We start from the raw sequence: 26,540 nt of genomic DNA, 5'->3' as shown, positions 1-26,540 counted from the left end.
CCATACTAAGTCGCCGTGCGACCTGCGTCACATCTCAAATCAAACCTGACGACTGCTTTGCACTCGAACGCAGGCTTCGCCAGCCGCTACAGGGGTAGGGTAAATACCTGGCGCGCCTGGACCGTTCGTCGACCTTCAGGCACCAATTCAAAATCGGGGCAGACCAATATTCGGTAAGGACATTTAAATAAATGGAGACTACACCATGATTCTGTCCAGATTGACCGCCCTCACATTCGCCGCGCTGCTGTCCTCGACTGCCTTCGCGGCAACCGTTGCCACCGGCACCGGCCCGACCAATCCGGTCGAAGCACCCAAATCCCCTGCGATCCAGAGTGCCCCAGGAATCAATACCAATGGCACGGGTGTCGACAACAACCTGCCGCCTTCCACCGGCACCGATCCACGGACCAAGGGCAACGATATGGACCGTCAGGGCGGGATGACCGGGCCGGACACCCCTGATAACGCAGAAACCGGCACCGGCTCGAAAACTACCACGGGTGGTTCGGGTTCCGAAGGTGGTGCCAGCCAATAGTTCGCACACGCGAGCGATCTATCAACATCCATGAAGAGGTAAGCATGAACGTCGATAAAAACCTTGAGAAAGAAGTCCTGACCCGCTTGCTGCACGCCCATCCGGGTGGCTTGGGCAAGGAGGTCCTGGATAATTACCGGGGGGAGAAGGTCGTGGCCAGCACCCTGGCTACCCTGCAGGATCGCGGGTTGATCCAGCATGGGCACGTGACTTGTAATGAGGCGGGTGAGCACTCGTTGAATTTGCCGATCAAGCTGAGTGCTGCGGGAGTTGAGGCGGCGCGTAAGCTGGACGTTTAGGGTTATGAGCTTGCGTTGGGGCTGATGGCCCCTTCGCGAGCAGGCTCACTCCTACAGGGGATTTATGTGCGACTTAACCCCTGTAGGAGTGAGCCTGCTCGCGATGGCGTGAGTTCAAACGCTGCAGGTTTGGCTGATCAACTCATCCACTTCTACCGCCCCTGGCGATGTCGCCGGCCCCCAACGGGTCACCGCCAAGGCTGCCGCCGCATTGGCCCGCCGCGCCGCCTCAATTGCCGGCAACCCCCGAGCCAACCCGGCCATGAACACCCCGGCATGTGCATCCCCGGCACCATTGCTGTCTACAGCTTCGACCTGGAAACCCGGCACCTGCTGGCAGTCGCCACCCTGGCTGACCCAGCAACCTTGCGGCCCGTCGCGCACCACCAGCATCACCTTTTCCGGCAAAAGATCTGCCAACAGGGTCAACGCCCCGGCAATCTCCGCCGCGCCGGTAAACCTCAGCGCCTCGACGCCGTTGCTGGTCCACAGGTCAATGCGCGGCAGCAATGCTTGCATCAGCGGCGCGTCCGGAGAGTCCACCAAGGGACCCGGATCGAAAACCACCTTGATCTCGCCTGGCAGCGCCAACACCCAATCCACCAGCGCCTGCGCCTTGCCGACATGCAGCAGGCTGTAGCCACTCACGTAGACATAATCCCCCGCCTCCACCGGCACGCCGGCCAGGTCTTCGGCAGTCAATTCACCCTCGGCGCCAATGTAGGAAATGAACGTACGTTCCGCCGAGGCTTCAGTAACCGCCACGCACAGTCCGGTATCGCGGGCAGCGCTGTGGGTAATGCCGATGCGAATACCTTCAGCCTTCATCGCCTCCCGGGCCAGGTCGCCAAAACGCCCGGTGCCATGGCGCCCGAGGTACACCACGGGCAAGCCATTGCGCTGGGCGGCGGCCATCACATTAAAGCCGCCGCCGGCTTCGAAACTGGCGGATTGCGCCAACACATCGCCACCCGACTGCGGCAGTTGGTTTACGGCCATGACCAGGTCGATGATGACCTGGCCGGTATGCAGCAATCTAGGCATGAGCGTTCTCGATCAATCCCGGGCGACGATCCCTGGCGCCGCCGAGCAGCCAATAAATCCCACCTGCCACCAGCAACGTGACGATCCAGCCGAGGCCGTTATGCCCCAGCCAGGAGTCGGACAGGAACCCACGGAACCATAGGGTCTGCTCGGTGGTACCGATAGTGGTGAAGCTGTAGCCCAGAACGATCGCGACCGCCCACGCACCGAAGGCACGCCATTCGATGCCGCCGCGATACCAGTAGGCGCTGCTCGGGCTGACATCCAGCAGATCCTGCGGGCTGTAGTAATGGCGGTGAATCAGGTCCACCACAAATATCCCGACCCACGCCGTGATCGGCACGGCCAGCAGGGAAATGAAGGTGATGAACGGGCCATAGAAACTGTCGGCAATCAGCATGAAGTAGATCGAGCCGGCAAAGATCGCCACGATGTCGACCACCACCGCATAGACCCGCTTGACCTTGAGGCCGAGGGTCAAAGTGGTCAGGCCGGCGGAGTACACCGACAGGTTGTTCGACAGCAGCAGCCCGCCGAACGCGGTGATCAGGTACGGCACGGCCATCCAGGTCGGCAGCATGTCGCGGATCGCGATGATCGGGTCAGTGGCCGACGCCAGGTCATTGTTGCCCACCGAGAGGAGGCCACCGAGGGTGATCAGCAACACCAGCGGAATGCCCGCACCGAAGGCGGCGGAGGCCACCAGGCGTACAGCCTTGACGCTGCGATGCTGGTAGCGCGACATGTCGGCGCCAGCATTGGCCCAGCCGATCCCGGTACCCGCCGCCATGGTGCCGACCCCGATGATCATCGCGCTCAGCGGTGCCGGCGTCGCGTTGAATACCGCACTCCAGTCGATAGTGGCGCAGAGGAAACCGCCGACCACAATGTTCAACGCACCAAACACATAGGTCGCCCACTTCTGGATCACCAGCAAAGTGGCGTGGCCGAGGCCTGAGACCGACAAAGTCAGCAGCACGAAAATGGCGATGAAGACCAGCGTCAGCATCGGCGCGCTCTTGGCTTCCACCGGCGAGCCGAACAGGATCGAGCACAACGACAGCAACACAAACGCCGCAGTGGTGGTGTTGACCGTTTCCCAGCCCAGGCGTGACATCAGCGAGACCAGCGTCGGGCCGATGTTGCCACGCACGCCGAAGATTGCCCGGGACAGGGTCAGGCTCGGCGCGCGTCCCCGGCGACCGGCGATGGAAATGATGCCGACCACAGCGAAGGAACCGGCAGCACCGAGGATCGCGACGATGATCGCCTGCCAGATCGCCAGGCCACGAAACGCCACCAGCGTGGCCCCCAGCGGCAGGCCGAGGATGGAAATATTGGCGGCGAACCAGACCCAGAACAGCTGCAGCGGATGACCATTGCACTCCGCTTCGGGAACCGGTTCGATGCCACGGGTTTCCAGTTGCCCGGCGTTTTGCCCGGTAGTTGATGAACTCATGAAAAATGCTCCTGTTGCCATTTTTTGTGGTTGTAGGCAAGAACGGATAAACGCTTCGGACCTCGTAGGAGCTGCCGAAGGCTGCGATCTTTTGATCTTCATCGGTATTGAATCAACAGCAAAACAAGATCAAAAGATCGCAGCCTTCGGCAGCTCCTACAGGAGTGAGCCTGCTCGCGATGAGGCGACCCAATCAACGCAAAGCCAAAAGCCCCTGCACCAACGGCTCCAACTCCAACCCATTGACCGCCTTGACCGTGTCGATCATCGCCCCGGGCCAGCTCTCTAGCCCCAGGCAAGCACCGAGCATCGCGCCGAGGATCGCCGCGATGGTATCGGTGTCGCCACCCAGGCTCGCGGCCATGCACAACGCCTCGAAAGCATTCATCTCGCCGATGGCCACCTGTTGTGCCAGGGCAAACGACACCACCACCGACTCCTGAGAAGCCACCGAGGTGCCTATCACGTCGTACAGCAGATCGGCGAGCAGCGCTTTGTCACTGTCGATACTGATGCTCCTGGCCCAACTGATACGCGAAGCGATGCGTCCGCCAGCGACCCAATGGCCATGACTCTCGGCTTGCTGGGCGAAGTGTTGACCCAGGTTGAGCGCCTCGCCCAGGTCCATGCCGTTAATCCCGGCGGAGACCACCGCCGCTACCCCCGCCGCGCTGGAAATGCCCAGCGTAGTGTTGTGCGTGACCTGGCAGGCTTGCACCACCGCCTGGATGAAGCGTTCGGGATCGACGACGTCCGCCGCGATGCCGACCGGGGTAATGCGCATCGCTGCGCCATTGGTGGTGCCGTAGCGCCCCGCTTCTGCTGGCGAATGACCCGCAAGGATCATCTCGATCGCGCGCTTGGTCGAGGGCCCGAGCAGATCCTGTGAGCCCTTCGCCTGCATCTGCGCTTCCCACTCGATCAGCCGCTGGGCAAGTACCGAGGGCTCTATCCGGCCCTGGCCCTCGATCAGCAGCTGACCAACCAGGATCGCCTGTTCAGTGTCATCGGTGATCGAACCCTTGGGCATGTTTGCTGCAATCGGCTGATCGGGACCAGCGTCCTGCAGATCGGTGATCTCGCCGAAACGCGCCTGGATGTCAGCGCGGTTTAGGGATTGCGTGGGCATACCCAGTGCGTCGCCCAAGGCCAGGCCGTAGAACGCGCCCAAGGCTCGATTGAGTTGGCTCATTTAGCGGTTCCAAATTGCAGGTGCAGACGAAAATGCACGGGATCCAGCAGACTTTCGACCTGCTCCATGAAGCGATTTTGCCGGTCGTAGGTAGTGCGCAGTGCCTTGAGGAATACGGTGCCGACCGGGCGCCCGAGTAATTCTGCGTCTTCGGCATTCAGCGGTTCGGCGCCGATCCATTGATCGCCACGCTCACCGATATAGCCGTAGGCAGCCAGGGTGATGGTCAGGGAGTTGTCGATGAGACCGACTCGCGGCAGGCTTTCCAGGCCTCCGGTCGCGGGCATCAATGAACGTTCGAGAGAGACCAGCGTGCCATCGTTGGCACGACGGCGACGGTCGAGCGTGATGAATTTTTCAGTGCCAAAACGCGGCAGCAGGTCGGGCCGGCTCACCGCTTCCAGGCGCAGCACTTCGGTGTTCACCAGCGCCCCGCTGTCGGCCAGCGCCTGGGCCCAGCCGCTACACTGGTCGAGTACCACCCCGTCAAACGTGACGATGGAACCGACTCCGCTTTGCGTCGCGATGTAGTTGCGCCGTTTCAATTCGGCCAGGGCTTCGCGCAGCGTGCCCCGGCTGACCTTGAATTCCTGAGCCAACTGATGCTCGCCCGGCAACAGGAAACCGTCCTCCATGAGGCCACTTTCGATGCGCCGGATGAGTTCGTCGACCACCCGTTGTTTCTTGTCAAATCGTACCTGTCTAATCATGTACAAAGTGATAACTGAAACGGGCGGTGGCGGGCAAGAAATATTTCAGAGAGGTGACAGGTGGGTGGTGTCAGGAACACCGCTATCGCGGGCAAGCCTTGCTCCCACAGGCCTTTTTCTTACAGGGACTGTTCAGCACAAAACTCTGAATATGCCACCTGCTTGTGGGAGCAAGGCTTGCCCGCGATAGCTCTAGAATTGACGACTCAGGGCTCAAGACCTATCGGGAAAAACTCGCCACCGCTCCACACGCCAAGCCAGCGCTGCCCGTCGATTTCACGGGTCACGGCCAGTTCCACCAGTTGATAGAACACATTGCGATGGATCAGCGCTTCAAGGTTGGTGCGCACATGCACGTACGGGGCCGGCTCCTGGGTGACTGGGTCAATCACCACTCGAATGGGGTGTTCAACACCAGCTTCGGCCGTCTCATCGACATTGGTGGTAAACCGCAGCAGCTGTGCCTCGCCCTCGCCTTCCACGTCCACGGCAATCGCCACAAACGGCGCGTCGTCGACCTTGATACCGACCTTCTCGACAGGCGTGATCAGGAAGTAATCATCGCCGTCGCGGCGGATAATGGTGGAGAACAGCTTGACCATCGGCTTGCGTCCGATCGGCGTGCCAAGGTAATACCAGGTGCCGTCCCGGGCGATGCGCATGTCGATGTCGCCGCAGAATTCGGGATTCCACAGGTGCACCGGCGGCAGGCCTTTGGTCTTGGGGATTTGCCCCAACAGGTCGTTGGCTTTTTGCGGTCCACTCATGGTGTTCTCCTGAAAATCACTGATCACTGATGCCCAACAGGCTGCGCGCGTACTGCTCAAGCGGCGGGCCCATCAGGTCCTCGGGACGCGAATCGTGGAACGTCAGCAAACCGCCACGACTCTTTATCCGTGCAGTATCGATCAAATACTGGGTGCTGGTCTCGATCAACATGATTTGAATTACGCCCGTGTCGATACCCAACCGGTCCAGGGCCTCCTGGTCCAGCCACTCATCGGAGTTGCCGATGCGGTCGTCGGCCTTGGCGAAGCGGGTGTACAGCAGGTAGTGGGCACCCACAGCGCGGGCTTCGCCCATGGCTTCATCGAGGCCCTCGGGCCCGCGTGCACGGCGTACCATGGGGAAATATTCGATGAACCCATCAAAGGCGACTTCGGCGATCACGTTGGGCCGTGGGTAGGCGGTGCCGCCAGGTGGCGCGAAAGCACCTTGGGCAATGTAGACGAAGGAGTCCGGCTGGATTCGCAGGTTGTTCACCCGGCGACTGTCGCTGTGGTCGAGCAGGCCGGCATCGCTCATGTGATAGCGGGTGCCTTCGGCCATATCGCTGACGTTCATGCAGCCACCAAGCGCCAAAATGGCCAGCAGCAATACCGGGTTACGCATCCTGTCCTCCAGAGGCCGGTGACGGAAAACCGGCGAATGGGCGTTGGATGCAGCTTCCGCGCCAGCTCATGTTCATCTGCGCCTGTTAGTTAGCCTTCGCGAGCAAGCCCGCTCCCACAGTTTGAACGGCATTTACAGGTGAAATGCATTTCCCTGTGGGAGCGGGCTTGCTCGCGAAGGCGGATTTTCAGCCGCCAATGATCTTCATGATGGTCGCGCCACCAGAGAACGCCACTTCCTGCTTGTCCCCCAGCGCCTTCACGAGCAGCCGCTGCAAGGCCGGCAAGGCCTGGTGCCGCGGTTTGTCCAGCAGGTCGCCGACATAGTGGCGGTTACTCGAGGACAGGCAACCATGCAGCCAGCCCGTGGACGACAGGCGTAGCCGCGAGCAAGTTCGGCAGAACGGCACGCTTTCGTTGGCAATCACCCCGAAGTGGCCCTGCCCGGGAATCTCATAGCGCACCGCCGTGGCATCCACCGGCGCATCAGCCTGCAGGTACTCGTAGCGCTCGCCAATCAGGTCGAGCAATTGCTGAAGGCTGACGAATTGTTGCAGGAAGGCGTTGGAATCGCTGGCCAGGTGGCCCATTCGCATCAGCTCGATAAAACGCAGCTCATAACCACGTTCAAGGCAATAATCGAGCAGCGGCATCACCTGATCGAGGTTCTGCCCGCGCAGGGGCACCATGTTGACCTTGATCTTTATGCCTGCTGCGCTGGCCTGCTCCATGCCATTAAGCACGGTCGCCAGGTCGCCGCCACGGGCAATGCTGCGAAATGCGCCGGCATCCAGGGTATCGAGAGACACGTTGATGCGGCGAATACCGGCCTCTACCAGCAACGGCAGTTTTTTGGCCAGCAACTGGCCATTGGTGGTCAGGCTGATGTCTTCCAGGCCCATTTTGCCAACGGCCGTCATGAAGGCTTCGAGCTTGGGGCTGACCAGCGGCTCACCGCCGGTAATGCGCAAGCGCTCGATGCCGGCGGCTTCGATAAGGTAGGCCACGCCGCGTGCCATGGCATCGGCCGACAATTCATCCTGCGCAGCCACCAGCCGCTTGCCGTCGGGCACGCAGTAGGTACAGGCGTAATTGCAGGCGGAGGTCAGGCTGATCCGCAAATTGCGAAAACGCCTGCCTTGTCGGTCAACGATCATGGAGCACTCCGGCGAAAGGAAATGGAACTGCTAAAACTTGACTCACAAATCAAGTTTTAGCAAGTCCCATGCCTGAGTATATTCCTGCGGTATGCGCCAAGGGGTGAATATCGTGGCGCAATCACGCTGCTGAATGGCTCAGCTGCTCGGCGTGTCGGTGTCGCGCTTGCGCTTGTTGCCCATGCGCACGCCGATATCCATCAGGAACTGGAAGAAGCCTTCCTGATCTTCCAGCACATTGCTCCAGAACGGCGAGTGGTACAGCGCCACTGCACCGTGCACCAACGCCCAGGATGCGCAGTAATGGAAGTACGGCGGGACATCTTCAAGCTTGCCTTCGCTGATCCGGCCCTTGATCAACAGGGTCAGGCGCTCAAAGTTCGAGGCGCGGATCTTGTGCAGCTCCTCGACCATCTCCGGCACCTGGTTGCCTTTGACCACCTTTTCTTCCAGGCGATCGAACAACCGGTAGCGTTGCGGATCGCGCATGCGGAATTCGAAGTAGGCGCGAGACAGCGCCTCCTTGTCCTTGTCGACATCGGCGGAATGCAACAGCTCGTTCAAATCGCGCTCGTAGTCGAGCATCAGGCGCAGGTAGATCTCGGCCTTGGATTTAAAGTGCTTGTAGATCGTGCCTTTGCCGATACCCACGGCATCAGCAATCATCTCGACGGTGACACTGTCTTCACCTTGTTCGAGGAACAGCTTGAGCGCGGTATCGAGAATTTCCTGCTCGCGGCGGCGAAACTCACGGACCTTACGAGGTTCTTTATGCATAAGAAAAGGTCTGTAGGGGTCAAAATTCGAAGCCGCGTATTATGCCTAACTTACGCCAAAATGCACGGATCATCCGACCATATCTGTGTTTCTTGAGGTTTTCGTGCAGGCTCGTGCGTTGATGAGAACACTTCCGAAGCGCGCGTATTCCAAAATTGTTTAAAAACCCGGCCGGGTAAACTGGACTCGGCGCAATACTGATCAATACTTCAACTGTCGGCGGGACATCTCCCCCAAGTGTCGCGACGATAAAGGTACCAACGGACCGCGTATCTTTGTTTTACTCCTAATGGTCTTAACCCGGATTCACCCCCCAGAACCCGGGTTTTTTTTGCCTGCGATTTAACCTTTCACATGCGCAAGCGGGAACAGTCGCTTGAAGTTTTCAGTGGTCTGCTCGGCAAATCGCTCGTAGGACTCACCACGCAACATTGCCAGAAATTCCGCAACCTCACGCACGTACTGCGGCAGGTTCGGCTTGCCGCGATGGGGGATCGGCGCCAGGTACGGGGAATCGGTTTCCACCAGCAAACGATCCGCGGGTACTTTGCTGGCAACATCGCGCAGCGCGTCGGCATTGCGAAAAGTGACAATGCCCGACAGGGAAATGTAATAACCCATGTCCAGTGCCGCTTTCGCCATCTCCCAGTCTTCGGTGAAGCAATGCAGCACGCCTGCCTGGGGCAACGCGGCTTCGCGCAGCAGGTTCAGGGTGTCGGCGCGGGCTCCGCGGGTGTGAATGATCACTGGCTTGCCGGTCTGCTGGGCGGCCTGCAGGTGCAGGCGAAACGACTCCTGCTGCAACTCGGCCGCCTCCGGCTCGTAGTGGTAGTCCAGGCCGGTCTCACCGATGGCCACCACGCGTGGATGGTTGAGCTCCAGCAACAGCCAGTCCAGGGCGGGCGCCGCACCGGGCTGGACATCCAGCGGGTGCACGCCGACCGAGCAGTCGACGTCGTTGTAACGTTCGGCCAGGGCCTTGACGTCGGCGGCGTTGTCGACGCTGACGCCGATACACAGGAAGTGACCGACGCCCCGTTGCCGGGCCGCATCCAGCGCAGCATCCAGTGAACCGTTGTGGGCGGCGAGGTCGAGTCGATCAAGGTGACAATGGGAATCTACGAGCATAAAAAGGGCTGCAACTTACATCGTATGAGTGGGACGGTCGGACTTCAGGGCTCCGGCCAGATGGGTTTCGATGCGACTGCGCGCGGTGTTGTCGCCGTCGTTGAACTGCACGCCGACGCCGGCGGCCCGATTGCCCTGGGCGCCCTTGGGCGTGATCCAGGTGACCTTGCCGGCAACCGGAATCTTCTCGGCTTCATCCATCAGGTTCAGCAACATGAACACTTCGTCGCCCAACCGGTAGCTCTTGTTGGTCGGAATAAACAGGCCGCCGTTCTTGATGAAGGGCATGTAGGCCGCGTACAGCACCGACTTGTCCTTGATGGTCAGGGACAGGATGCCGTTGCGGGGCCCGGAATTGACGGGTTCATTCATGCTGACCTCCACTGCCGATGTTCAGAGTCTAGTCATTTCTGGCCGGGCAAAGACGCCCATTGCACCAACAACGCCTCGAGTAACAGTACGCGGTTGAGGTTGGCCTTGCTCATGACTTTCTGCCGCTGGGCAAGAATCCAGTCCTGGATATTCAGGACTTTATCCTGGCCGGATTTCTGCGCCAGGTATTGAATCACTTTGCGCATGTCCGCCAGGCCAAGCCCTTCTTCATCCTGGGTCAACCGATAACGCAGGATCAGGCTCGACCAATCGCAGAACCAGTCGAACAGCAGTAACAACGGAATGGTATTCCAGCCTTCGGCCAATTGCGTCGGCGATTGCTGCTGCTTCAGCAGCTTTTTCACCCCGTCGACCACCAGCGCCCGTTGCTCACGCACGCCCTGGGCCTGCAGCTTGACCGCTGCCAGCGGCGAACCGGCGGCCAGGGTCAGGTGTTCGACGCGCTCCTCCTCGGAGCAGTCCGGCAGGGTTTGCGCCAGCCAGGCCAGGCTCATCGCCTCGCCGGGCAGTGGGCAGGCCTGCTGCACGCAGCGGCTCTTGATGGTCGGCAACAGGCGGCTGGTCTGGTGACTGACCAGCAGCAGTACAGTATCGCCGGAAGGTTCTTCGAGGCTTTTGAGCAAGGCGTTGGCGGCGTTGATGTTCATCGCCTCGACCGGCTCGATCAGTACCACTTTGCGCCCGCCCATTTGCGCGGTCTGCACCACGAAACTCACCAGATCGCGAACCTGATCGACCTTGATTGCCTTGTCAGCTTCTTCCGGTTCGAGGATGTAGTTGTCGGGGTGGCTGCCGGCCCTGAGCAGCAGGCAGGATTTGCATTCACCACAGGCATCCTGGGCAGTCGGGCGCTGGCACAGCAGGCTCGCCATCAGCCTCTCGGCCAGTGCACGCTTGCCGATGCCGGCCGGGCCGTGCAACAGGTAGGCGTGGGCATGCTGCTTGCGACCGGCCAGCTGCTGCCAGAGTGCGTCCTGCCACGGATAGGCTTCAGCCACGGGTCAGCTCCAGCAGACGCGGGAGCAAGGCGTCCAGGGATTGCTGGACCTGCACCAGCGGTTGCGCGGCATCCACCAGCACATAACGCGCGGGATCGGCTGCAGCGCGCTTGAGGAAGGCACTGCGCACCGCATCGAAGAAGGCCCGGCCTTCCAGCTCGAAGCGATCGAGGCGCCCGCGGGCACTGGCTCGCGCCAGGCCGACTTCCACCGGCAGATCGAAAATCAGCGTCAGGTCCGGGCGCAGCGTGCCCTGGACAAAGTTTTCCAGGGTGGCAATGCGCTCCAGCGACAGGCCACGGCCGCCACCTTGATAGGCGTAAGTGGAATCGGTGAAGCGGTCGCACAGCACTACCGCGCCACGGGCCAACGCTGGGCGGATGACTTCGGCCAGGTGCTGGGCGCGGGCGGCGAACACCAGGAGCAACTCGGTATCCGGGTTCATGACTTCTTCGACCGGTGCCAGCAGCACCTCGCGGATCCGCTCTGCCAGCGCAGTGCCGCCCGGCTCACGGGTCAACACCACCTCGATCCCGGCGGCGCGCAGACGCTCAGCCAGGTATTCGCGATTGGTACTCTTGCCGGCGCCCTCGGGGCCTTCCAGGGTAATAAACAAGCCAGTCACAGGCAGTCCTTAGTCAGGGTCATTGCGGGCTTTGCGACGGGGTGGCGTCCGGTTCGGCTGCAGGCGCCGCAGCCGGCTCCTGCGGTGCTACCTGGGGCAAAGCCTCGGGATCAGGGTTGGGTGATGCGGCGGGAACCGGCGCATCATCCGGGGTGGCGGAATCCAGTATCGTCGCTTCAGGCGTCGCAGTCGGTGCCGGGCTGGATCGGTAATCGGCGCGACGCTTGAGCTGGTACTCGCGCACTGCACTATTGTGCGCGTCCAGGTCGTCGGAGAAGACATGACTGCCATCGCCACGCGCCACGAAATACAGGCTGCTGCCCGCCACCGGGTTCAACGCTGCATGGATTGCTTCGCGCCCGACCATGGCGATCGGGGTCGGCGGCAAGCCGGAAATCATGTAGGTGTTGTAAGGCGTCGCTTCCTTGAGATGGGCACGGGTCAACTTGCCGTTGTAGCGATCACCCAGGCCGTAGATCACCGTCGGGTCAGTCTGCAGGAGCATGCCGATCGCCATGCGGCGCACGAACACGCCGGCAATTTGCCCACGCTCCTGCGGCACGCCGGTTTCCTTCTCCACCAGGGAGGCCATGATCAGCGCCTGATAGGGATCCGTGTAAGGCAGGTCGGCAGCGCGCTGATTCCATTCCCTGGCGAGGACTTCGTCGAGTCGCTCGTAGGCGTTTTTCAGCAGTTCGATATCGCTCATGCCGCGAACGAAACGGTAGGTATCAGGGAAGAAACGCCCCTCGGGGAAAATCCCGGGATGGCCGAGTTTGTCCATCACCTGGGCGTCGCTCAAACCGTCGAGGGTCTGCTCGAGTTTTTCATCCTTGGCCAGGGCGGTGCGGACCTGACGGAAATTCCAGCCCTCCACCAGGGTCACGCTGTACTGCACCACGTCCCCGCGTTTCCACGAGTCGATCAGGCTTTCGACCGTCATGCCCGGCTGCATGCGGTACTCGCCGCTGTGCAAGGGTTGCCCGGCGAGGTTGAAGCGCCAGTACACGCGCAGCCAGAACGCATCCTTGATGAGGCCGTCCGCTTCGAGTCGGTAGAAAGTGCGGGTTGGCGTCGTACCTTTGGGTACTTCGAGCATTTCTTCCTGGGTGATATTCAGCGGCTGATTCAGTGCCGAATGAATTTTCCAGGCAGAAGCGCCCAACAACAGCCCTGCCAGAACCAGTCCGGTTTCCAGCAGCAGCAAGAATTTACGTCTCACGAATCAAGCATCCAATAGCGCACGGGCAATGGTTTGGAGTTTACGGGTGAGCGGCCCAACCGGCCAGCTCAGTGCAGCATACGCACGCACTGGCCAAATGCCGTAAACACTGTTGCAAACAAACACTTCATCGGCCCATTGCAGTTGATCCAGGGTGATATCGATGATGTGTACAGGGATCGCCGATGACTCGGCTTGAAACAATAATTCAGCGCGCATCACCCCGGCGACTCCGCAGCGTCCGAGATCGGCGGTAATCAATGCGCCGTCACGCACCAGGAACAGGTTGCTGTACACGCCTTCGATCACTCGACCGGCCTGGTCAAGCATCAAGCCTTCGGCGTGATCAGCGTCTTGCCATTCGGAGCGAGCAATGACCTGTTCCAGGCGATTGAGGTGTTTGAGTCCGGCGAGCAAGGGCTGCAGGGAAAGCCGCGTGGCGCAGGGGAACAGCCGCACGCCCTGCTCCGCGTGAGCCGCAGGGTAAACCGCAGGAGGATTGCCCAGCAGGATGCGTCGCGCCGGGGCGGCAGGGTCTGGCGCGTAGCCGCGAGCGCTTTCACCACGGGTGACGATCAGTTTAAGTACGCCATCACCGAGCGCTCGGGCATACGCCAGTAACTCGGCGTGCAGCGCCCCTTCATCGAGGTTGATTGCCAGGCGCTGGCAGCCCTGGAGCAAGCGCGCCAGATGGCGATCCAGCAGAACCGGGGCGCCCTTGCGCACGGCAATCGTCTCGAACAGACCATCGCCGTAAGCCAGGCCACGATCTTTCAGCGACAGGGTGTGCGCCGGCTGACCGTCGACCCAGCTGTCCATCAGCCGGCGAACCGGCGGAACACCAGCGAGCCGTTGGTACCGCCAAACCCGAAGGAGTTGGACAGCACCACATCAATATCCATGTTGCGCGCGGTGTGCGGTACGAAGTCGAGGTCGCAGCCTTCGTCCGGCTCATCAAGGTTGATGGTCGGTGGCGCTACCTGGCTGTTGATCGCCAGAACGCTGAAGATCGCTTCAACAGCGCCCGCCGCACCCAGCAGGTGTCCGGTCATGGACTTGGTCGAACTGACGGCCAGCTTGTAGGCATGGTCGCCAAACACCGACTTGATCGCGCAGGCTTCGGCAAGGTCGCCGGCCGAAGTCGAGGTGCCGTGGGCGTTGACGTACTGCACCTGGTCACTGTTGATCTTCGCATCGCGCAAGGCATTGGTGATGCAGCGAGCAGCACCCGCGCCATCGGCCGGCGGCGAAGTCATGTGGAAGGCGTCGCCACTGGTACCAAAGCCGATCAACTCGGCATAGATGGTCGCACCGCGTGCCTTGGCGTGTTCCAGTTCTTCGAGAACCAGGGCGCCGGCACCGTCGGAGAGCACAAAGCCGTCACGGCCCTTGTCCCATGGACGGCTGGCACGGGTCGGTTCATCGTTGCGGGTCGACAGCGCGCGGGAGGCACCGAAGCCGCCCATGCCCAGGCCGCAGGCGGCCATCTCGGCACCACCGGCGATCATCACGTCGGCTTCGTCGTACATGATGTTGCGTGCCGCCATGCCGATGCAGTGTGTACCCGTGGTACAGGCCGTGGCGATGGCGTAGTTGGGTCCCTGTGCTCCGAGGTGGATGGACAGGAATCCGGAAATCATATTGATGATCGAGCCGGGCACGAAAAACGGGGAAATCCGTCGCGGGCCGGAATCATGCAGGGTACGGCTGGTTTCTTCGATGTTGGTCAGGCCACCAATGCCCGAGCCCATGGCGACGCCGATGCGTTCACGGTTGGCATCGGTCACTTCCAAGCCTGCATTCTTGACTGCCTGAAACCCTGCGGCCAGACCGTATTGAATGAACAGGTCGAGCTTGCGCGCTTCCTTGACCGACAGGTATTCCTCGACATTGAAGCCCTTTACCGAGCCGCCAAAACGGGTGGAATAGGCAGAAAGGTCGGTGTGTTCGATCAGACCAATGCCACTGCGGCCAGCCAGAATGCCCTGCCAACTGCTCGGCACATCCGTGCCCAGTGGCGACAACATACCCATACCGGTGACTACGACGCGTCTACGCGACACAGCACTCTCCTTTTTCAAATGACGACTTTGCATCAGGCCTAAAGAAAAAACCGCACGCCATGAGGCAGTGCGGTTTTTCCATGACAGCAAGCAACGATTACAAGCTATTAAGCCTGGTGGTTTGTAACGTAATCGATTGCAGCTTGTACAGTAGTGATCTTCTCAGCTTCTTCGTCAGGGATTTCGGTCTCGAATTCCTCTTCCAGAGCCATCACCAGCTCAACGGTGTCAAGGGAGTCAGCACCCAGGTCTTCAACGAAGGAAGCAGTGTTGGTCACTTCTTCTTCTTTAACGCCCAGTTGCTCGGCAACGATTTTCTTGACGCGCTCTTCGATGGTGCTCATACCTTGTTTTCACTCCTAATGGACAAATTCAGGCAGCTGGCCAGTGGGTAAGTGTATAGAAAGACTTTTCAGTTTTTCAACTGAAAGCTTCACTCCTCTAACCCTGCAGCCCGATGCCTATAAATAGATTGCAGCTTTATAACGGATTTTAGACAGCTCGTATGACATTTTTTTGAAGCAGTCCGTCACATTTAACTCATGTACATCCCGCCGTTCACCGGGATTGTAGCCCCAGTAACGTAAGCCGCACCGTCTGACGCAAGAAAAGCGACCACAGACGCGATCTCTTGAGCTTGCCCCAGACGACCCAGCGGAATTTGTGTTACCAGGCCTTCACGCTGCGCTTCGGGCAGTTCGCGAGTCATATCGGTGTCGATGAACCCTGGGGCCACCGAGTTTACCGTAATCGAACGCGATCCGACTTCACGCGCCAGCGCACGACTGAAACCTTCCAGACCGGCCTTGGCGGCAGCGTAGTTTACTTGGCCTGCGTTGCCCATGGCACCCACAACCGAGCCAATACTGATAATTCGTCCCCAACGCGCCTTGGTCATGCCACGCAAAACGCCCTTGGACAGTCGGAACAGACTGTTCAGGTTAGTATCGACAACGTCGTGCCATTCGTCATTTTTCATCCGCATCATCAGATTATCGCGGGTGATGCCGGCATTGTTGACCAGGATCGCCGGCGCACCAAACTGCTCGGTGATGCTCGCCAACACGGCGGCGACGGATTCATCGCTGGTGACGTTGAGTTCCAGGCCAGTGCCCTGAATACCGTTTTCCTTCAGGGTCGCGGCAATACGCTCGGCGCCGGATGCGGTGGTTGCAGTACCGACGACGATGGCGCCCTGACGACCCAGTTCCAGGGCGATGGCCTGGCCAATTCCGCGGCTTGCACCGGTGACCAGTGCAACTTTACCTTGCAGACTCATGCAAGTTTCTCCTGATTCAGGCCAACGCTGCACGGGCGGCAGCGAAAGCGTCTGGGGTATTGAGGTTGGATGTCGCAACGCCTTCGGCGCAACGCTTGTTGAGGCCGGCCAGCACTTTCCCAGGGCCGCATTCGACCAGTTGGGTCGCGCCCTTGGCAGCCAGTGCCTGGACCGATTCAACCCAGCGCACAGGCTTGTAGAGCTGCTCGAGCAGATCGCGCTTGAGGGTTTCCAGATCGGCCGGTACTGCTGCGCTGACGTTCTGTACCACCGGAATCTGCGGTTCCTGCCAGGCGATCGCAGCGATCGACTCGGCAAAACGCTCGGCGGCAGGGCGCATCAGCTCGCAATGGGACGGCACGCTGACCGGCAACGGCATGGCACGCTTGGCGCCACGAGCCTTGCAGCCTTCGATGGCGCGCTCTACTGCGGCCTTGGCACCGGCAATCACCACCTGGCCCGGCGAGTTGAAGTTGACCGCACTGACCACTTCGCCCTGGGCCGCTTCGGCACAGGCTGCCAGCACGTCAGCGTCGTCCAGGCCGAGGATTGCGGCCATGCCGCCCTGCCCCGCAGGAACAGCTTCCTGCATCAGCTGGCCACGGCGCTCGACGAGCTTGACCGCGTCAGCCAGGCTCAGGCTGCCCGCAGCGACCAGCGCGCTGTACTCGCCCAGGCTGTGACCGGCCACATAGGCCGGACGCGCACCGCCTTCTGCCAGCCACAGACGCCACAGGGCGATCGAGGCGGTCAGGATGGCCGGTTGAGTCTTGTCGGTTTGATTGAGTTGCTCTTCCGGCCCTTGCTGGGTCAGTGCCCACAGGTCGTAGCCGAGAGCATCGGAAGCTTCTTTGAATGTTTCAAGGACAACCGGATGTTGCGCGCCCAACTCGGTCAGCATGCCGAGGGACTGCGAACCCTGTCCTGGAAAGACGAATGCGAGGGAAGCAGACATGTAACAAGCCCCTAATGATCTTGTCGTCGGAGAAATGACGTCCCGCCTGGGGGACGCAAGAAACTGACAGTTGGATGGCCAATTGAACTGAGCGGTCACATTTAAGCATTGTCCGACGAAAACGCCTAAAGCAACAAATCCTCCAGACGACCGTGAATACGTTTCGGCAGATTTTCCTGGATCTCGATCAAGGCGCGCGATATCGCGCTCTGGAAACCCTGGACCCCGGCCGAACCGTGGCTCTTCACCACAATCCCCTGCAACCCGAGAAAGCTTGCGCCGTTGTGTCGCGCTGGCGCGAGGTCGGCCTGCAGGCGCCTCATCAGCGGCAACGCCAGGGCGCCGACCATTCTTGAGGCGAGATTCTTCCTGAACAGCGCTTCGATGCGCCCGGCAATCATGGTTGCCAAGCCTTCGCTGGATTTGAGCAGGATGTTGCCGACAAAGCCGTCGCACACCACCACATCCGCTTCGCCGCGATACAAACCATCACCCTCGACAAAGCCGATGTAATTGATACCCCGGGCCGTCTGCAACAGGGTCGCAGCGAGCTTGACCTGCTGGTTACCCTTGATGTGTTCGGTGCCGATGTTCAGCAACGCCACTCGCGGGCGGACGATGCCCAGGGTCTCGGCAGCCACCGAACCCATTACTGCGAACTGCAACAGGTGCTCGGCGCTGCAATCGACGTTGGCCCCGAGGTCGAGCAACTGGCAATAGCCCTTCTGCGTCGGAATCGCCGCGACCATCGCCGGCCGATCAATGCCCGGCAGGGTCTTGAGCACAAAGCGCGACAAGGCCATCAACGCCCCGGTATTACCGGCGCTGACGCAGGCCTGGACTTTGCCATCCCGCAACAGCTGCAGCGCGACACGCATCGACGAGTCCGGCTTGCCACGCAATGCCTGGGCGGGCTTCTCGTCCATGGCGATGACTTCAGACGCCGGCACGATAGTCAGGCGCGAGCGATCCGCAGCCGATTGGCCAGCGAGCAATTCTTCAAGGAGAGAGGGTTGACCGACGAGGATCAGGTGCAGCGAGGGCGTAGCATTCAGGCAAGCGAGGCTGGCCTGAACAATGCTGCGGGGACCGAAGTCCCCGCCCATTGCGTCAATCGCGATGACTTGAGCAGACAAGTGATTACTCGTCAGCGCCCTTGTCGATCACTTTACGGCCACGGTATACGCCTTCTGGCGATACGTGGTGACGCAGGTGAATTTCACCGGTGGTTTTTTCTACAGACAGAGTGCTTGCCGTCAGGGCGTCGTGCGAACGACGCATGTCACGGGCAGAGCGGGATTTTTTGTTCTGCTGAACAGCCATAATTGATTAACTCCTAAACGTTTGGGTCACGCTTTAACTGCGCCAATACACTGAACGGGTTGGACCGCGTTACCTCGTCCTCGCTCGGTTCGGGCTCATCGAGACCCGCCGGCTGCTGGCATTCTTCCGGATGATGAGCAGGCACAATGGGCAAGGCGAGCAAAAGCTCCTCCTCGATCAGTGACTGCAGATCCAATGGATCTTCGCCCAGTTCCAGCACGTCATAACCTTTCGGCAACGACTGGGTATTCGCACCCTCCTTCACCACAGCATAACTGCATTCGCTGTGAATCGGCAGGGTGACCAGCTCAAGACAACGCTGGCAAACCATTTTGACTTCGGTGTCGATAAAGCTGTGGATTACCACAGACTTACGTTCATCTCGTTCAAAAACGAATTTCGCCTGCACCGTACCGACAGTGTCGGAAAGCGGGTCGCAGAGTCTCTCCAAATCGGCCAGCAGCAGTTCACCTTGAAGGGTGGTGCCACGGTCAGCCAATTTGCGCGGGTCAACGTGAGGTGGAATCGGGTCATTCAACATAGGCGCAGCATTATAGGGATGCACCCAGCCATGTCAAAGGAAATTCAGCCCTGTGCGTCACTTGGAAGCCTCGTTAGACTTCGCGCATGACTTCTGGAGTTGCGCATGCTGCCTTTATTACTCGCTTCGAGCTCGAAATACCGCCGGGAATTGCTGGCCCGCTTGCAGCTGCCGTTCGTCTGCAGCTCGCCGGATATCGACGAAAGTCACCAGCCGCAGGAGCCCGCCATCGAGCTGGTGAAACGCCTCGCCAGGGAAAAAGCCCAGGCCCTGGCCGACACTCATCCTGATCACCTGATCATTGGTTCCGACCAGGTTGCGGTGCTCGGCGAACGCATTATCGGCAAACCCCACACCTTCGAAAAGGCCCGGGAGCAGTTACTCGCGGCCAGCGGCGCCAGCGTGACCTTCCTGACGGGGCTCGCCCTGCTCAATAGCCAGACCGGGCACTGCCAGGTGGATTGCGTGCCGTTCACGGTGCACATGCGCACTCTCGACCAGGCGAGCATCGAACGCTACCTGCACGCAGAGCAACCCTATGACTGCGCTGGCAGCTTCAAGGCGGAAGGATTGGGGGTGAGCCTGTTTCAACGCACGGAAGGCCCTGACGCTACCAGCCTGGTCGGGCTGCCGCTGATTCGGCTGGTGGATATGTTGCTGGCGGAAGGCGTGAGGATTCCCTGAAGATCAAAAGATCGCAGCCTCGTTGCACTCGACAGCTCCTACAGTGGAATGGGAATCCCTTGTAGGAGCTGTCGAGTGCAACGAGGCTGCGATCCCTTGACCTTAAAAACCTGAACTAGCGCAACGAAGGGCCGTGGAAACCCATCCACATCGCCAATTGCTCAGCAACACTGGCGCCGAGCTTTTTCGAGAAGCGATCGAACGTCGACTCCTGAACCGTGAAGTCAACAAGCTCTTTCTCGCCGATGACATCACGCGCCACCGAGCTGGCACTGCCCAGGCCATCGATCAACCCCAAAGGCAACGCCTGCTCACCCGACCAGACCAACCCGGAGAACAGCTCCGGATGCTCCTTGTCCTTTAGCCGATCGCCGCGACCCTTCTTCACGCTGCTGATGAACTGCTGGTGAGTGGTGTCGAGTACGCCCTGCCAGAACTGAGTTTCCTCAGGCTTCTGTGGCTGGAACGGGTCGAGGAATGACTTGTGCTCGCCGGAGGTGTAGGTACGACGTTCCACGCCCAGTTTCTCCATAGTGCCAACGAAGCCGTAACCGGCCGCAGTCACACCAATCGAACCCACCAGGCTGGCCTTGTCCGCGTAGATCTGGTCGGCGGCGCTGGCGATGTAATAGGCACCGGAAGCGCCAAGGTCGGAAATCACCGCGTACAACTTGGTATCGGGGTGCAACGCGCGCAGACGCACAATTTCGTCATACACATAACCTGACTGCACCGGACTGCCGCCCGGGCTGTTGATCCGCAGGACCACGCCCTTGACCTTGTCATCCTCGAAGGCCGCTCGCAGGGCACCGACAATGTTGTCGGCACTGGCCTGCTCCTTGTCGGCGATGACGCCGGTGACTTCGATCAACGCGGTGTAGTTGGCGCTGCGAGTGGCGGCTTTTTCCATGTCCATCAATGGCGTGAACAACATCAGCGCGCCAAACAGATACACAAAAGTCAGCAGCTTGAAGAAAATTCCCCAGCGACGGGACCGGCGCTGCTCCTGCACGCTGGCCAGCAAGGTCTTCTCCAGCAGCTTCCAGCTTTTCTCGTCACCGCTCTCTGCGCTCGCCTTGGCGGGCGCCTTCCATTCGTCGGTCATGCGGTCTACCCCAAAAAAATCCTGTTAGGCCCGCTGACTCAGCCAGGCGTGCAATTCTGAAAAACGATCAATCGCCAGTCGCGGCTCGAACAGTTTCAGCGCTTCTATCGACTGAGCGCCATAGCTGACGGCCACCGAGGCCATCCCGGCGTTACGCGCCATCTGCAGGTCGAATGACGAGTCGCCAACCATCAGCGCCTGCTCCGGACGAACCTCGCAATGGGCGAGGATCTGTTCCAGCATCAGAGGGTGGGGCTTGCTGGCAGTTTCATCGGCCGCACGGGTGATGTCGAAATAATCCTCCCAGCCATGGGCCTTCAGCACTCGATCGAGCCCGCGACGGGCTTTACCGGTGGCCACGGCGAGATGATAACCCTCGGCTCGGAACGCCTCCATCGACTCGACCACACCCTCAAACAAAGGCGAAGGCACGGCTTCGGCGGCAATGTAGTGATCGGCGTAATACTCACGAAAGGCAATCAGTTCGCCATCGCTGATTTCTGGATACAGGGTACGGATCGCTTCAGGCAGGCCGAGACCGATGATGCCCTTGACGGCAAAATCATCACGCAACTCGAACCCGGAGCGTTCTGACGCCACATGCATCGCATCGACAATCCGGCCAATGGAGTCCGCCAGGGTGCCGTCCCAATCAAATATCAGCAGTTTGCAATCAGATGGGTGCACTCAGGCGCTCCACGGTCTTGGCCCACATTTCATCTACCGGCGCCTGCAACTTCAGCTCGCCGCCATCGGGCAACGGCACGGTCAGCATGTAGGCGTGGAGGAACAGGCGCTTGCCACCCAGGTCGCGGATTTCCTTGCTAAAACCTTCGTCGCCATACTTGGTATCGCCCGCGATGCAGTGCCCGGCGTGCAGGGTATGCACGCGGATCTGGTGGGTGCGGCCGGTAATCGGCCTGGCTTCAACCATGGTCGCAAAGTCACCGAAACGACGCAGGACCTTGAACACCGTCACCGACTCCTTGCCCTCCTCCTCGTCGACCTCGACCATGCGTTCGCCGGAGCGCAGATTGCTCTTACCCAGCGAGGCACGGACCTGCTTGATCGAGGCCGCCCAGTTACCGCGAACCAGCGCCATGTAGCGCTTGTCCACGCCATCACCGCGCAAGGCGGTGTGCAAGTGCCGCAGCATGCTGCGCTTCTTGGCGATCATCAGCAGGCCGGAAGTGTCACGGTCAAGACGGTGAACCAGCTCGAGCTCCTTGCAATCCGGACGCAACTGACGAAAGGCTTCAATCACCCCGTAAGTCAGGCCGCTGCCGCCGTGAACCGCGATACCGCAAGGCTTGTTGATCACGATCAGCGCCTTGTCTTCAAAGACAATCGACGCTTCGAGGCGCTGCAACAGGCCTTGTGCCAGCGGTACCGGCTCATCGCGCTCAGGCACGCGAACCGGCGGCACGCGCACGATATCGCCCGCCTGCAGCTTGTATTCGGGCTTGATCCGGCCTTTGTTCACGCGCACTTCACCTTTACGCAAAATGCGGTAAATCAAGGTCTTGGGCACGCCTTTGAGCCGAGCGAGAAGGAAGTTATCAATACGTTGGCCGGCATATTCCGGCGAGACCTCAAGCAGTTGTACGCTAGGGGTCGAGGGGGCAGTAGTCGTCATGCTGCAGATGATATCAATTTTTTATGGAATTGAAGCACTTAATCATTACTGCTATAGTCGCGAACGCCGCCAAAAGCGGCCTGGACAGCGGACCAACGGTCAAAAACCGGCCCTGACCAATGCAGTTCACCAGGACGCGAGGCCGTCCTACGGGGCTTTTGCTACGTAACGGTGGAGTTTGCAGGTGTAACGAGCGCAGGTGACATGAGGCCTGATTCAAGCCGCAGAGCAGAGTTTTCACTCGCTTTGCGAGCCAATATTCATGGCCAGTTCACAAAGTGCAGTCAGCTGCGAATGACCCCGAGCGAAGGTTTCGGAAACAACGCCTAAATTAGCCATGATGCGTGACCTCCCCTTTTGGAGCTCACGGTAAATGCCAACCCGCTGCGGATTCTGCGCGCGGCAGCACCCGAATTATCAGGGATACGTGTAGGGTGGAGATGCACAACCGCTGGACTGTGTAGCATTAGGCTTTATCAAGACGCTTCATCTCGTCCACAGCCGCCGGTTGATTCCTCCTCCTGACTGAGTGCTTAAGTAGCCACAGCAAGCAGGACGCGTACGTCGCGATAACGGCCCAATTGGCCGCACATCGCTGGACACGGGAATGGCCAACCACTCCCGACGCACCTGACACCGACCTAGAGAAGTCGTGTGTGCCGAACGCCGTTTCCGGCAGCCCGGAAACCGACGGTACTACATGAAAAGAATGCTGATTAACGCAACTCAACCCGAAGAGTTGCGTGTTGCACTGGTAGATGGCCAGCGCCTCTACGACCTGGACATCGAATCCGGTGCACGCGAGCAGAAGAAGGCCAACATCTATAAAGGCCGGATTACTCGCATCGAACCAAGCCTTGAGGCTGCCTTTGTCGATTTCGGCTCCGAGCGCCACGGCTTCCTGCCCCTCAAAGAAATCTCCCGCGAATACTTCAAGAAAGCCCCCGAAGGCCGCGTCAACATCAAGGACGTCCTGAGCGAAGGCCAGGAAGTTATCGTTCAGGTCGAAAAAGAAGAACGTGGCAACAAGGGCGCCGCCCTGACCACCTTCATCAGCCTGGCCGGTCGTTACCTGGTTCTGATGCCTAATAACCCGCGTGCCGGCGGTATTTCCCGTCGCATCGAAGGTGAAGAGCGCAACGAACTGCGTGAAGCCCTGAACGGCCTGGTAGCCCCGGCCGACATGGGTCTGATCGTGCGCACTGCCGGCCTGGGCCGCAGCAGCGAAGAAATGCAGTGGGACCTCGATTACCTGCTGCAACTCTGGACCGCCATCAAAGAAGCCTCGCTGGATCGCTCCGCGCCATTCCTGATCTACCAGGAAAGCAACGTGATCATCCGCGCCATCCGCGATTACCTGCGCCAGGACATCGGCGAAGTGCTGATCGACAGCGTAGAGGCCCAGGACGAAGCCCTGACCTTCATCCGCCAGGTGATGCCGCAGTACGCCAGCAAGATCAAGCTGTACGAAGACAGCGTTCCGCTGTTCAACCGTTTCCAGATCGAAAGCCAGATCGAGACCGCCTTCCAGCGCGTTGTCGAACTGCCTTCCGGCGGCTCCATCGTTATCGATCCGACCGAAGCCCTGGTGTCCATCGACATCAACTCGGCGCGCGCCACCAAAGGCAGCGACATCGAAGAAACCGCCCTGCAGACCAACCTTGAAGCTGCCGAAGAAATCGCCCGTCAGTTGCGCTTGCGCGACATCGGCGGCCTGATCGTCATCGACTTCATCGACATGACCCCTGCCAAGAACCAGCGCGCCGTGGAAGAAAAAGTCCGCGAATGCCTGGAAGCCGACCGCGCTCGCGTGCAAGTCGGTCGCATTTCGCGCTTCGGCCTGCTGGAAATGTCCCGTCAACGCCTGCGTCCTTCCCTGGGCGAGAGCAGCGGCATCGTTTGCCCGCGTTGCAACGGCACCGGCATCATCCGTGATGTGGAATCGCTGTCGCTGGCCATCCTGCGCCTGATCGAAGAAGAAGCCCTTAAAGACCGTACCGCCGAAGTTCGCGCGCAAGTGCCGATCCCGGTGGCTGCGTTCCTGCTTAACGAAAAACGCAACTCGATCACCAAGATCGAACTGCGCACCCGTGCCCGCATCGTCATCCTGCCGAACGATCACCTCGAAACGCCGCACTTCGAAGTTCAGCGTCTGCGTGATGACAGCCCGGAAGCCCACATCAACCAGTCCAGCTACGAAATCGCTGCTGCCGCTGCCGAAGTGGAAGAAGTCCAGCCAGCCGCTGCGACCCGCACCCTGGTTCGCCAGGAAGCTGCGGTCAAGACTGCTCCGGCTCGCGCCAACGCTCCGGTGCCTGCCGAAGTTGTCGCTGCCGCGCCTGTTGCTGCACCGGCCGTCGTGCCTGAGCCAAGCCTGTTCAAGGGCCTGGTGAAGTCGCTGGTCAGCCTGTTTGCAACCAAGGAAGAGCCAGCTGCTCCGGTTGTGGTTGAAAAACCTGCGACCACCGAGCGTCCGGCCCGCAACGAAGAACGTCGCAACGGTCGTCAGCAGAGCCGCAACCGTAACGGTCGCCGCGATGAAGAACGCAAGCCTCGTGAGGAACGTGCACCGCGTGAAGAACGCGCACCACGTGAACCGCGCGAAGTTCGTGAGCCTCGTGAAGAAACCCCGGCCGTAGCCCGCGAAGAACGCGCTCCCCGTGAAGAGCGTGCACCGCGCGCCCCGCGTGAAGAACGTGCACCACGCGCTCCACGTGAAGACCGCAAGCCACGTGGCGAGCGTGAAGAACGTGTACGTGAATTGCGCGAACCTCTGGACGCGGTTGCTCCGGCTGTTGCCGCTACTGCTACCGCCGTCGCTGAAGAACGCCCGGCTCGCCAGCCACGCGAAGAACGTGCTCCACGCCCACCGCGTGAAGAACGTCAGCCACGTGCCGAGCAAGCAGTCGCTGCAGAAGCCGAAGAAGAGCTGCTGTCCAACGAAGAGCAACTGCAGGACGACGGACAGGAAGGCGCCGAAGGCGATCGTCCACGCCGCCGCTCCCGTGGTCAGCGTCGTCGCAGCAACCGTCGTGAGCGTCAACGCGATGCCAACGGCAATGTGATCGAAGGTTCGGAAGAATCCGAGTCTGCTGAAGGCGAAGGCGAAGGCGAAACATCTGCCACTGCCGAGGCGCCAAGCGCTGCCGATCTGGCCGCCGGCCTGGCTGTAACTGCAGCCGTCGCCAGCAGCGTGATCAGCGCTCCAGCCGAAGCCCAAGCCAATGAGCAGGCCGAACGCGCCACTGCCGCCACCCTGGAAACTGCTCCAGTCGAAGCGCCAGTGGTTGAAGCGACGTCCCCTGTCGAAGCTACTGCTTCGCCGGAAATCGAAGTTGCTCCAGTTCGCGAGGCACAGCCTGAAGTCGTAGCTGTTTCGCAACCTGCTGTCGTCACCGAGGCTCCAGCCGTGGTTGCCGAGCCAGCCGCCGAGACAGTCACTGAAACCGTGACCGAAACGGTTCGTGAAGTTCGCGAAGAGCAAACCGCTTTCAACTGGGTTGCCGAACCAGCTGTCGTGGAAGCCGCGCCAGCTCCGGTAGTGGAAACTCCGGTGTATCAGCCAGAACCAGTGGTTGCTGCGCCAGAGCCTGCTCCGGTGGTCGAAGCGCCGGTGGAAGCACCAGCTGAAGCACCGGTTGTAGCCGAAGTGGCTGCACCTGTGGTTGAAGCCGCACCTGCCAGTGCCCTGACCGAAAATGGCCGCGCGCCAAACGACCCGCGTGAAGTGCGTCGTCGCAAGCGTGAAGCCGAGCGCCTGCAGAAGGAAGCCGAACTGGCTGCCCCTGCTGCTCCGGCCGTGGTCGAGTCTGCACCGGTTGTTGTTGCTGAAGTGCCTGCTGAAGTCGCCGCTGAGCCTGTTGAGTCAGCGATCGACGAAGCACCGCGCTCCGTTCAGGAAGCGGTAGAGAAGCACGAGCAAGCCCAGGAAAAAGAGCACGAGCCTAAACCGCTCGTCTGATTCCAACGGCTGACAAAAAGCCCCGCCTGGTGATCCAGAGCGGGGCTTTTTTATGTCTGG

The 26,540-nt window shown here is 60.3% G+C and carries 28 protein-coding genes; 4 read left to right on the top strand and 24 right to left on the bottom strand.

What is annotated here, in order from left to right; translation table 11 throughout:
• Positions 1-205: 205 nt before the first annotated feature.
• Together ACYZTK_RS22750 and ACYZTK_RS22745 are read left to right on the top strand one after the other, a co-directional pair.
• The gene (locus ACYZTK_RS22750; RefSeq protein ID WP_462011880.1) at positions 206-538 is read left to right on the top strand and encodes a hypothetical protein; all 333 of its coding nucleotides are present in this window, start codon (positions 206-208) and stop codon (positions 536-538) included.
• A gap of 44 nt (positions 539-582) precedes the next feature.
• Positions 583-837: a hypothetical protein gene (locus tag ACYZTK_RS22745; protein ID WP_090186707.1), complete on the top strand. Its 255-nt coding sequence runs from the start codon at positions 583-585 to the stop codon at positions 835-837.
• 114 nt (positions 838-951) lie between these two features.
• Here the strand turns inward: ACYZTK_RS22745 and ACYZTK_RS22740 are convergent, their stop codons facing one another.
• The 21 genes from ACYZTK_RS22740 to ACYZTK_RS22640 all read right to left on the bottom strand — a co-directional run bounded on the left by ACYZTK_RS22740 (position 952) and on the right by ACYZTK_RS22640 (position 19,094).
• On the bottom strand, positions 952-1,881 hold the full coding sequence (locus ACYZTK_RS22740; protein WP_462011879.1) for a PfkB family carbohydrate kinase: 930 nt from the start codon (positions 1,879-1,881) through the stop codon (positions 952-954).
• A complete protein-coding gene (locus ACYZTK_RS22735) occupies positions 1,874-3,340 on the bottom strand; it encodes a purine-cytosine permease family protein (RefSeq protein ID WP_462011878.1) in 1,467 nt (488 codons plus the stop codon). Before ACYZTK_RS22735 ends, ACYZTK_RS22740 begins: the two co-directional genes overlap by 8 nt.
• A 193-nt stretch (positions 3,341-3,533) precedes the next feature.
• Positions 3,534-4,532 (bottom strand): ADP-ribosylglycohydrolase family protein, encoded by a 999-nt coding sequence (locus ACYZTK_RS22730; RefSeq protein WP_462011877.1) that lies wholly within the window; start codon positions 4,530-4,532, stop codon positions 3,534-3,536.
• Positions 4,529-5,242: a GntR family transcriptional regulator gene (locus ACYZTK_RS22725; protein WP_462011876.1), complete on the bottom strand. Its 714-nt coding sequence runs from the start codon at positions 5,240-5,242 to the stop codon at positions 4,529-4,531. The genes ACYZTK_RS22730 and ACYZTK_RS22725 overlap by 4 nt, the downstream gene beginning before the upstream one ends.
• Positions 5,243-5,448: 206 nt before the next feature.
• Positions 5,449-6,009 (bottom strand): DUF1285 domain-containing protein, encoded by a 561-nt coding sequence (locus ACYZTK_RS22720; RefSeq protein WP_462011875.1) that lies wholly within the window; start codon positions 6,007-6,009, stop codon positions 5,449-5,451.
• 16 nt (positions 6,010-6,025) lie between these two features.
• On the bottom strand, positions 6,026-6,634 hold the full coding sequence (locus ACYZTK_RS22715) for a DUF4823 domain-containing protein (RefSeq protein WP_462011874.1): 609 nt from the start codon (positions 6,632-6,634) through the stop codon (positions 6,026-6,028).
• Positions 6,635-6,821: 187 nt separating this feature from the next.
• Positions 6,822-7,790, bottom strand: coding sequence for a GTP 3',8-cyclase MoaA (locus tag ACYZTK_RS22710; protein ID WP_462011873.1), 969 nt, complete (start codon positions 7,788-7,790; stop codon positions 6,822-6,824).
• A gap of 138 nt (positions 7,791-7,928) precedes the next feature.
• Entirely contained in the window at positions 7,929-8,567 is a 639-nt protein-coding gene (locus ACYZTK_RS22705; protein WP_019689364.1) for a TetR/AcrR family transcriptional regulator, read from the bottom strand.
• 342 nt (positions 8,568-8,909) lie between these two features.
• The gene (locus tag ACYZTK_RS22700) at positions 8,910-9,695 is read right to left on the bottom strand and encodes a TatD family hydrolase (protein ID WP_462011872.1); all 786 of its coding nucleotides are present in this window, start codon (positions 9,693-9,695) and stop codon (positions 8,910-8,912) included.
• 15 nt (positions 9,696-9,710) lie between these two features.
• Positions 9,711-10,067: a PilZ domain-containing protein gene (locus ACYZTK_RS22695; protein WP_045061717.1), complete on the bottom strand. Its 357-nt coding sequence runs from the start codon at positions 10,065-10,067 to the stop codon at positions 9,711-9,713.
• Between the two features lie 32 nt (positions 10,068-10,099).
• A complete protein-coding gene (locus tag ACYZTK_RS22690) occupies positions 10,100-11,086 on the bottom strand; it encodes a DNA polymerase III subunit delta' (protein WP_462011871.1) in 987 nt (328 codons plus the stop codon).
• The gene (tmk, locus tag ACYZTK_RS22685) at positions 11,079-11,711 is read right to left on the bottom strand and encodes a dTMP kinase (protein WP_462011870.1); all 633 of its coding nucleotides are present in this window, start codon (positions 11,709-11,711) and stop codon (positions 11,079-11,081) included. The genes ACYZTK_RS22690 and tmk overlap by 8 nt, the downstream gene beginning before the upstream one ends.
• A 19-nt stretch (positions 11,712-11,730) precedes the next feature.
• Positions 11,731-12,933 (bottom strand): endolytic transglycosylase MltG, encoded by a 1,203-nt coding sequence (gene mltG, locus ACYZTK_RS22680; RefSeq protein WP_462011869.1) that lies wholly within the window; start codon positions 12,931-12,933, stop codon positions 11,731-11,733.
• Positions 12,934-12,936: 3 nt separating this feature from the next.
• Positions 12,937-13,752, bottom strand: coding sequence for an aminodeoxychorismate lyase (pabC, locus tag ACYZTK_RS22675; RefSeq protein WP_462011868.1), 816 nt, complete (start codon positions 13,750-13,752; stop codon positions 12,937-12,939).
• Positions 13,752-14,996 (bottom strand): beta-ketoacyl-ACP synthase II, encoded by a 1,245-nt coding sequence (gene fabF, locus ACYZTK_RS22670; RefSeq protein ID WP_462011867.1) that lies wholly within the window; start codon positions 14,994-14,996, stop codon positions 13,752-13,754. The genes pabC and fabF overlap by 1 nt, the downstream gene beginning before the upstream one ends.
• 107 nt (positions 14,997-15,103) lie before the next feature.
• The gene (acpP, locus tag ACYZTK_RS22665; RefSeq protein ID WP_094468504.1) at positions 15,104-15,340 is read right to left on the bottom strand and encodes an acyl carrier protein; all 237 of its coding nucleotides are present in this window, start codon (positions 15,338-15,340) and stop codon (positions 15,104-15,106) included.
• Positions 15,341-15,531: 191 nt separating this feature from the next.
• Positions 15,532-16,275, bottom strand: a complete 744-nt coding sequence (gene fabG / locus ACYZTK_RS22660) for a 3-oxoacyl-ACP reductase FabG (RefSeq protein WP_462011866.1) — start codon at positions 16,273-16,275, stop codon at positions 15,532-15,534.
• Between the two features lie 16 nt (positions 16,276-16,291).
• Positions 16,292-17,230, bottom strand: a complete 939-nt coding sequence (gene fabD / locus ACYZTK_RS22655) for an ACP S-malonyltransferase (RefSeq protein WP_462011865.1) — start codon at positions 17,228-17,230, stop codon at positions 16,292-16,294.
• A gap of 125 nt (positions 17,231-17,355) precedes the next feature.
• A complete protein-coding gene (gene plsX, locus ACYZTK_RS22650) occupies positions 17,356-18,366 on the bottom strand; it encodes a phosphate acyltransferase PlsX (RefSeq protein WP_462011864.1) in 1,011 nt (336 codons plus the stop codon).
• Positions 18,367-18,370: 4 nt separating this feature from the next.
• Positions 18,371-18,553 (bottom strand): 50S ribosomal protein L32, encoded by a 183-nt coding sequence (gene rpmF / locus ACYZTK_RS22645; protein WP_008152339.1) that lies wholly within the window; start codon positions 18,551-18,553, stop codon positions 18,371-18,373.
• Positions 18,554-18,566: 13 nt separating this feature from the next.
• A complete protein-coding gene (locus tag ACYZTK_RS22640) occupies positions 18,567-19,094 on the bottom strand; it encodes a YceD family protein (RefSeq protein ID WP_004371317.1) in 528 nt (175 codons plus the stop codon).
• Between the two features lie 105 nt (positions 19,095-19,199).
• On the opposite strand from ACYZTK_RS22640, the gene ACYZTK_RS22635 reads away from it, so the two are divergent.
• Positions 19,200-19,778 carry a Maf family protein gene (locus ACYZTK_RS22635; protein WP_462011863.1) on the top strand — a complete coding sequence of 193 codons (579 nt, stop codon included), beginning with the start codon at positions 19,200-19,202 and terminating at the stop codon, positions 19,776-19,778.
• 115 nt (positions 19,779-19,893) lie between these two features.
• Here the strand turns inward: ACYZTK_RS22635 and sppA are convergent, their stop codons facing one another.
• The 3 genes from sppA to rluC are packed head-to-tail and all read right to left on the bottom strand — an operon-like array spanning position 19,894 to position 22,519.
• Complete coding sequence (gene sppA / locus ACYZTK_RS22630; protein WP_462011862.1) at positions 19,894-20,883, bottom strand: signal peptide peptidase SppA; 990 nt, start codon at positions 20,881-20,883, stop codon at positions 19,894-19,896.
• A 24-nt stretch (positions 20,884-20,907) separates the two neighbouring features.
• Positions 20,908-21,570, bottom strand: coding sequence for an HAD-IA family hydrolase (locus ACYZTK_RS22625; RefSeq protein ID WP_462011861.1), 663 nt, complete (start codon positions 21,568-21,570; stop codon positions 20,908-20,910).
• The gene (gene rluC, locus ACYZTK_RS22620; RefSeq protein WP_462011860.1) at positions 21,557-22,519 is read right to left on the bottom strand and encodes a 23S rRNA pseudouridine(955/2504/2580) synthase RluC; all 963 of its coding nucleotides are present in this window, start codon (positions 22,517-22,519) and stop codon (positions 21,557-21,559) included. The genes ACYZTK_RS22625 and rluC overlap by 14 nt, the downstream gene beginning before the upstream one ends.
• A 700-nt stretch (positions 22,520-23,219) precedes the next feature.
• Between rluC and rne the strand changes: the two genes are divergently transcribed.
• The gene (rne, locus tag ACYZTK_RS22615; RefSeq protein WP_462011859.1) at positions 23,220-26,480 is read left to right on the top strand and encodes a ribonuclease E; all 3,261 of its coding nucleotides are present in this window, start codon (positions 23,220-23,222) and stop codon (positions 26,478-26,480) included.
• Positions 26,481-26,540: the final 60 nt, after the last annotated feature.

It is taken from the genome of Pseudomonas sp. LB3P31, assembly GCF_054897945.1.
This window is presented reverse-complemented; position numbering and strand designations above follow the sequence as displayed.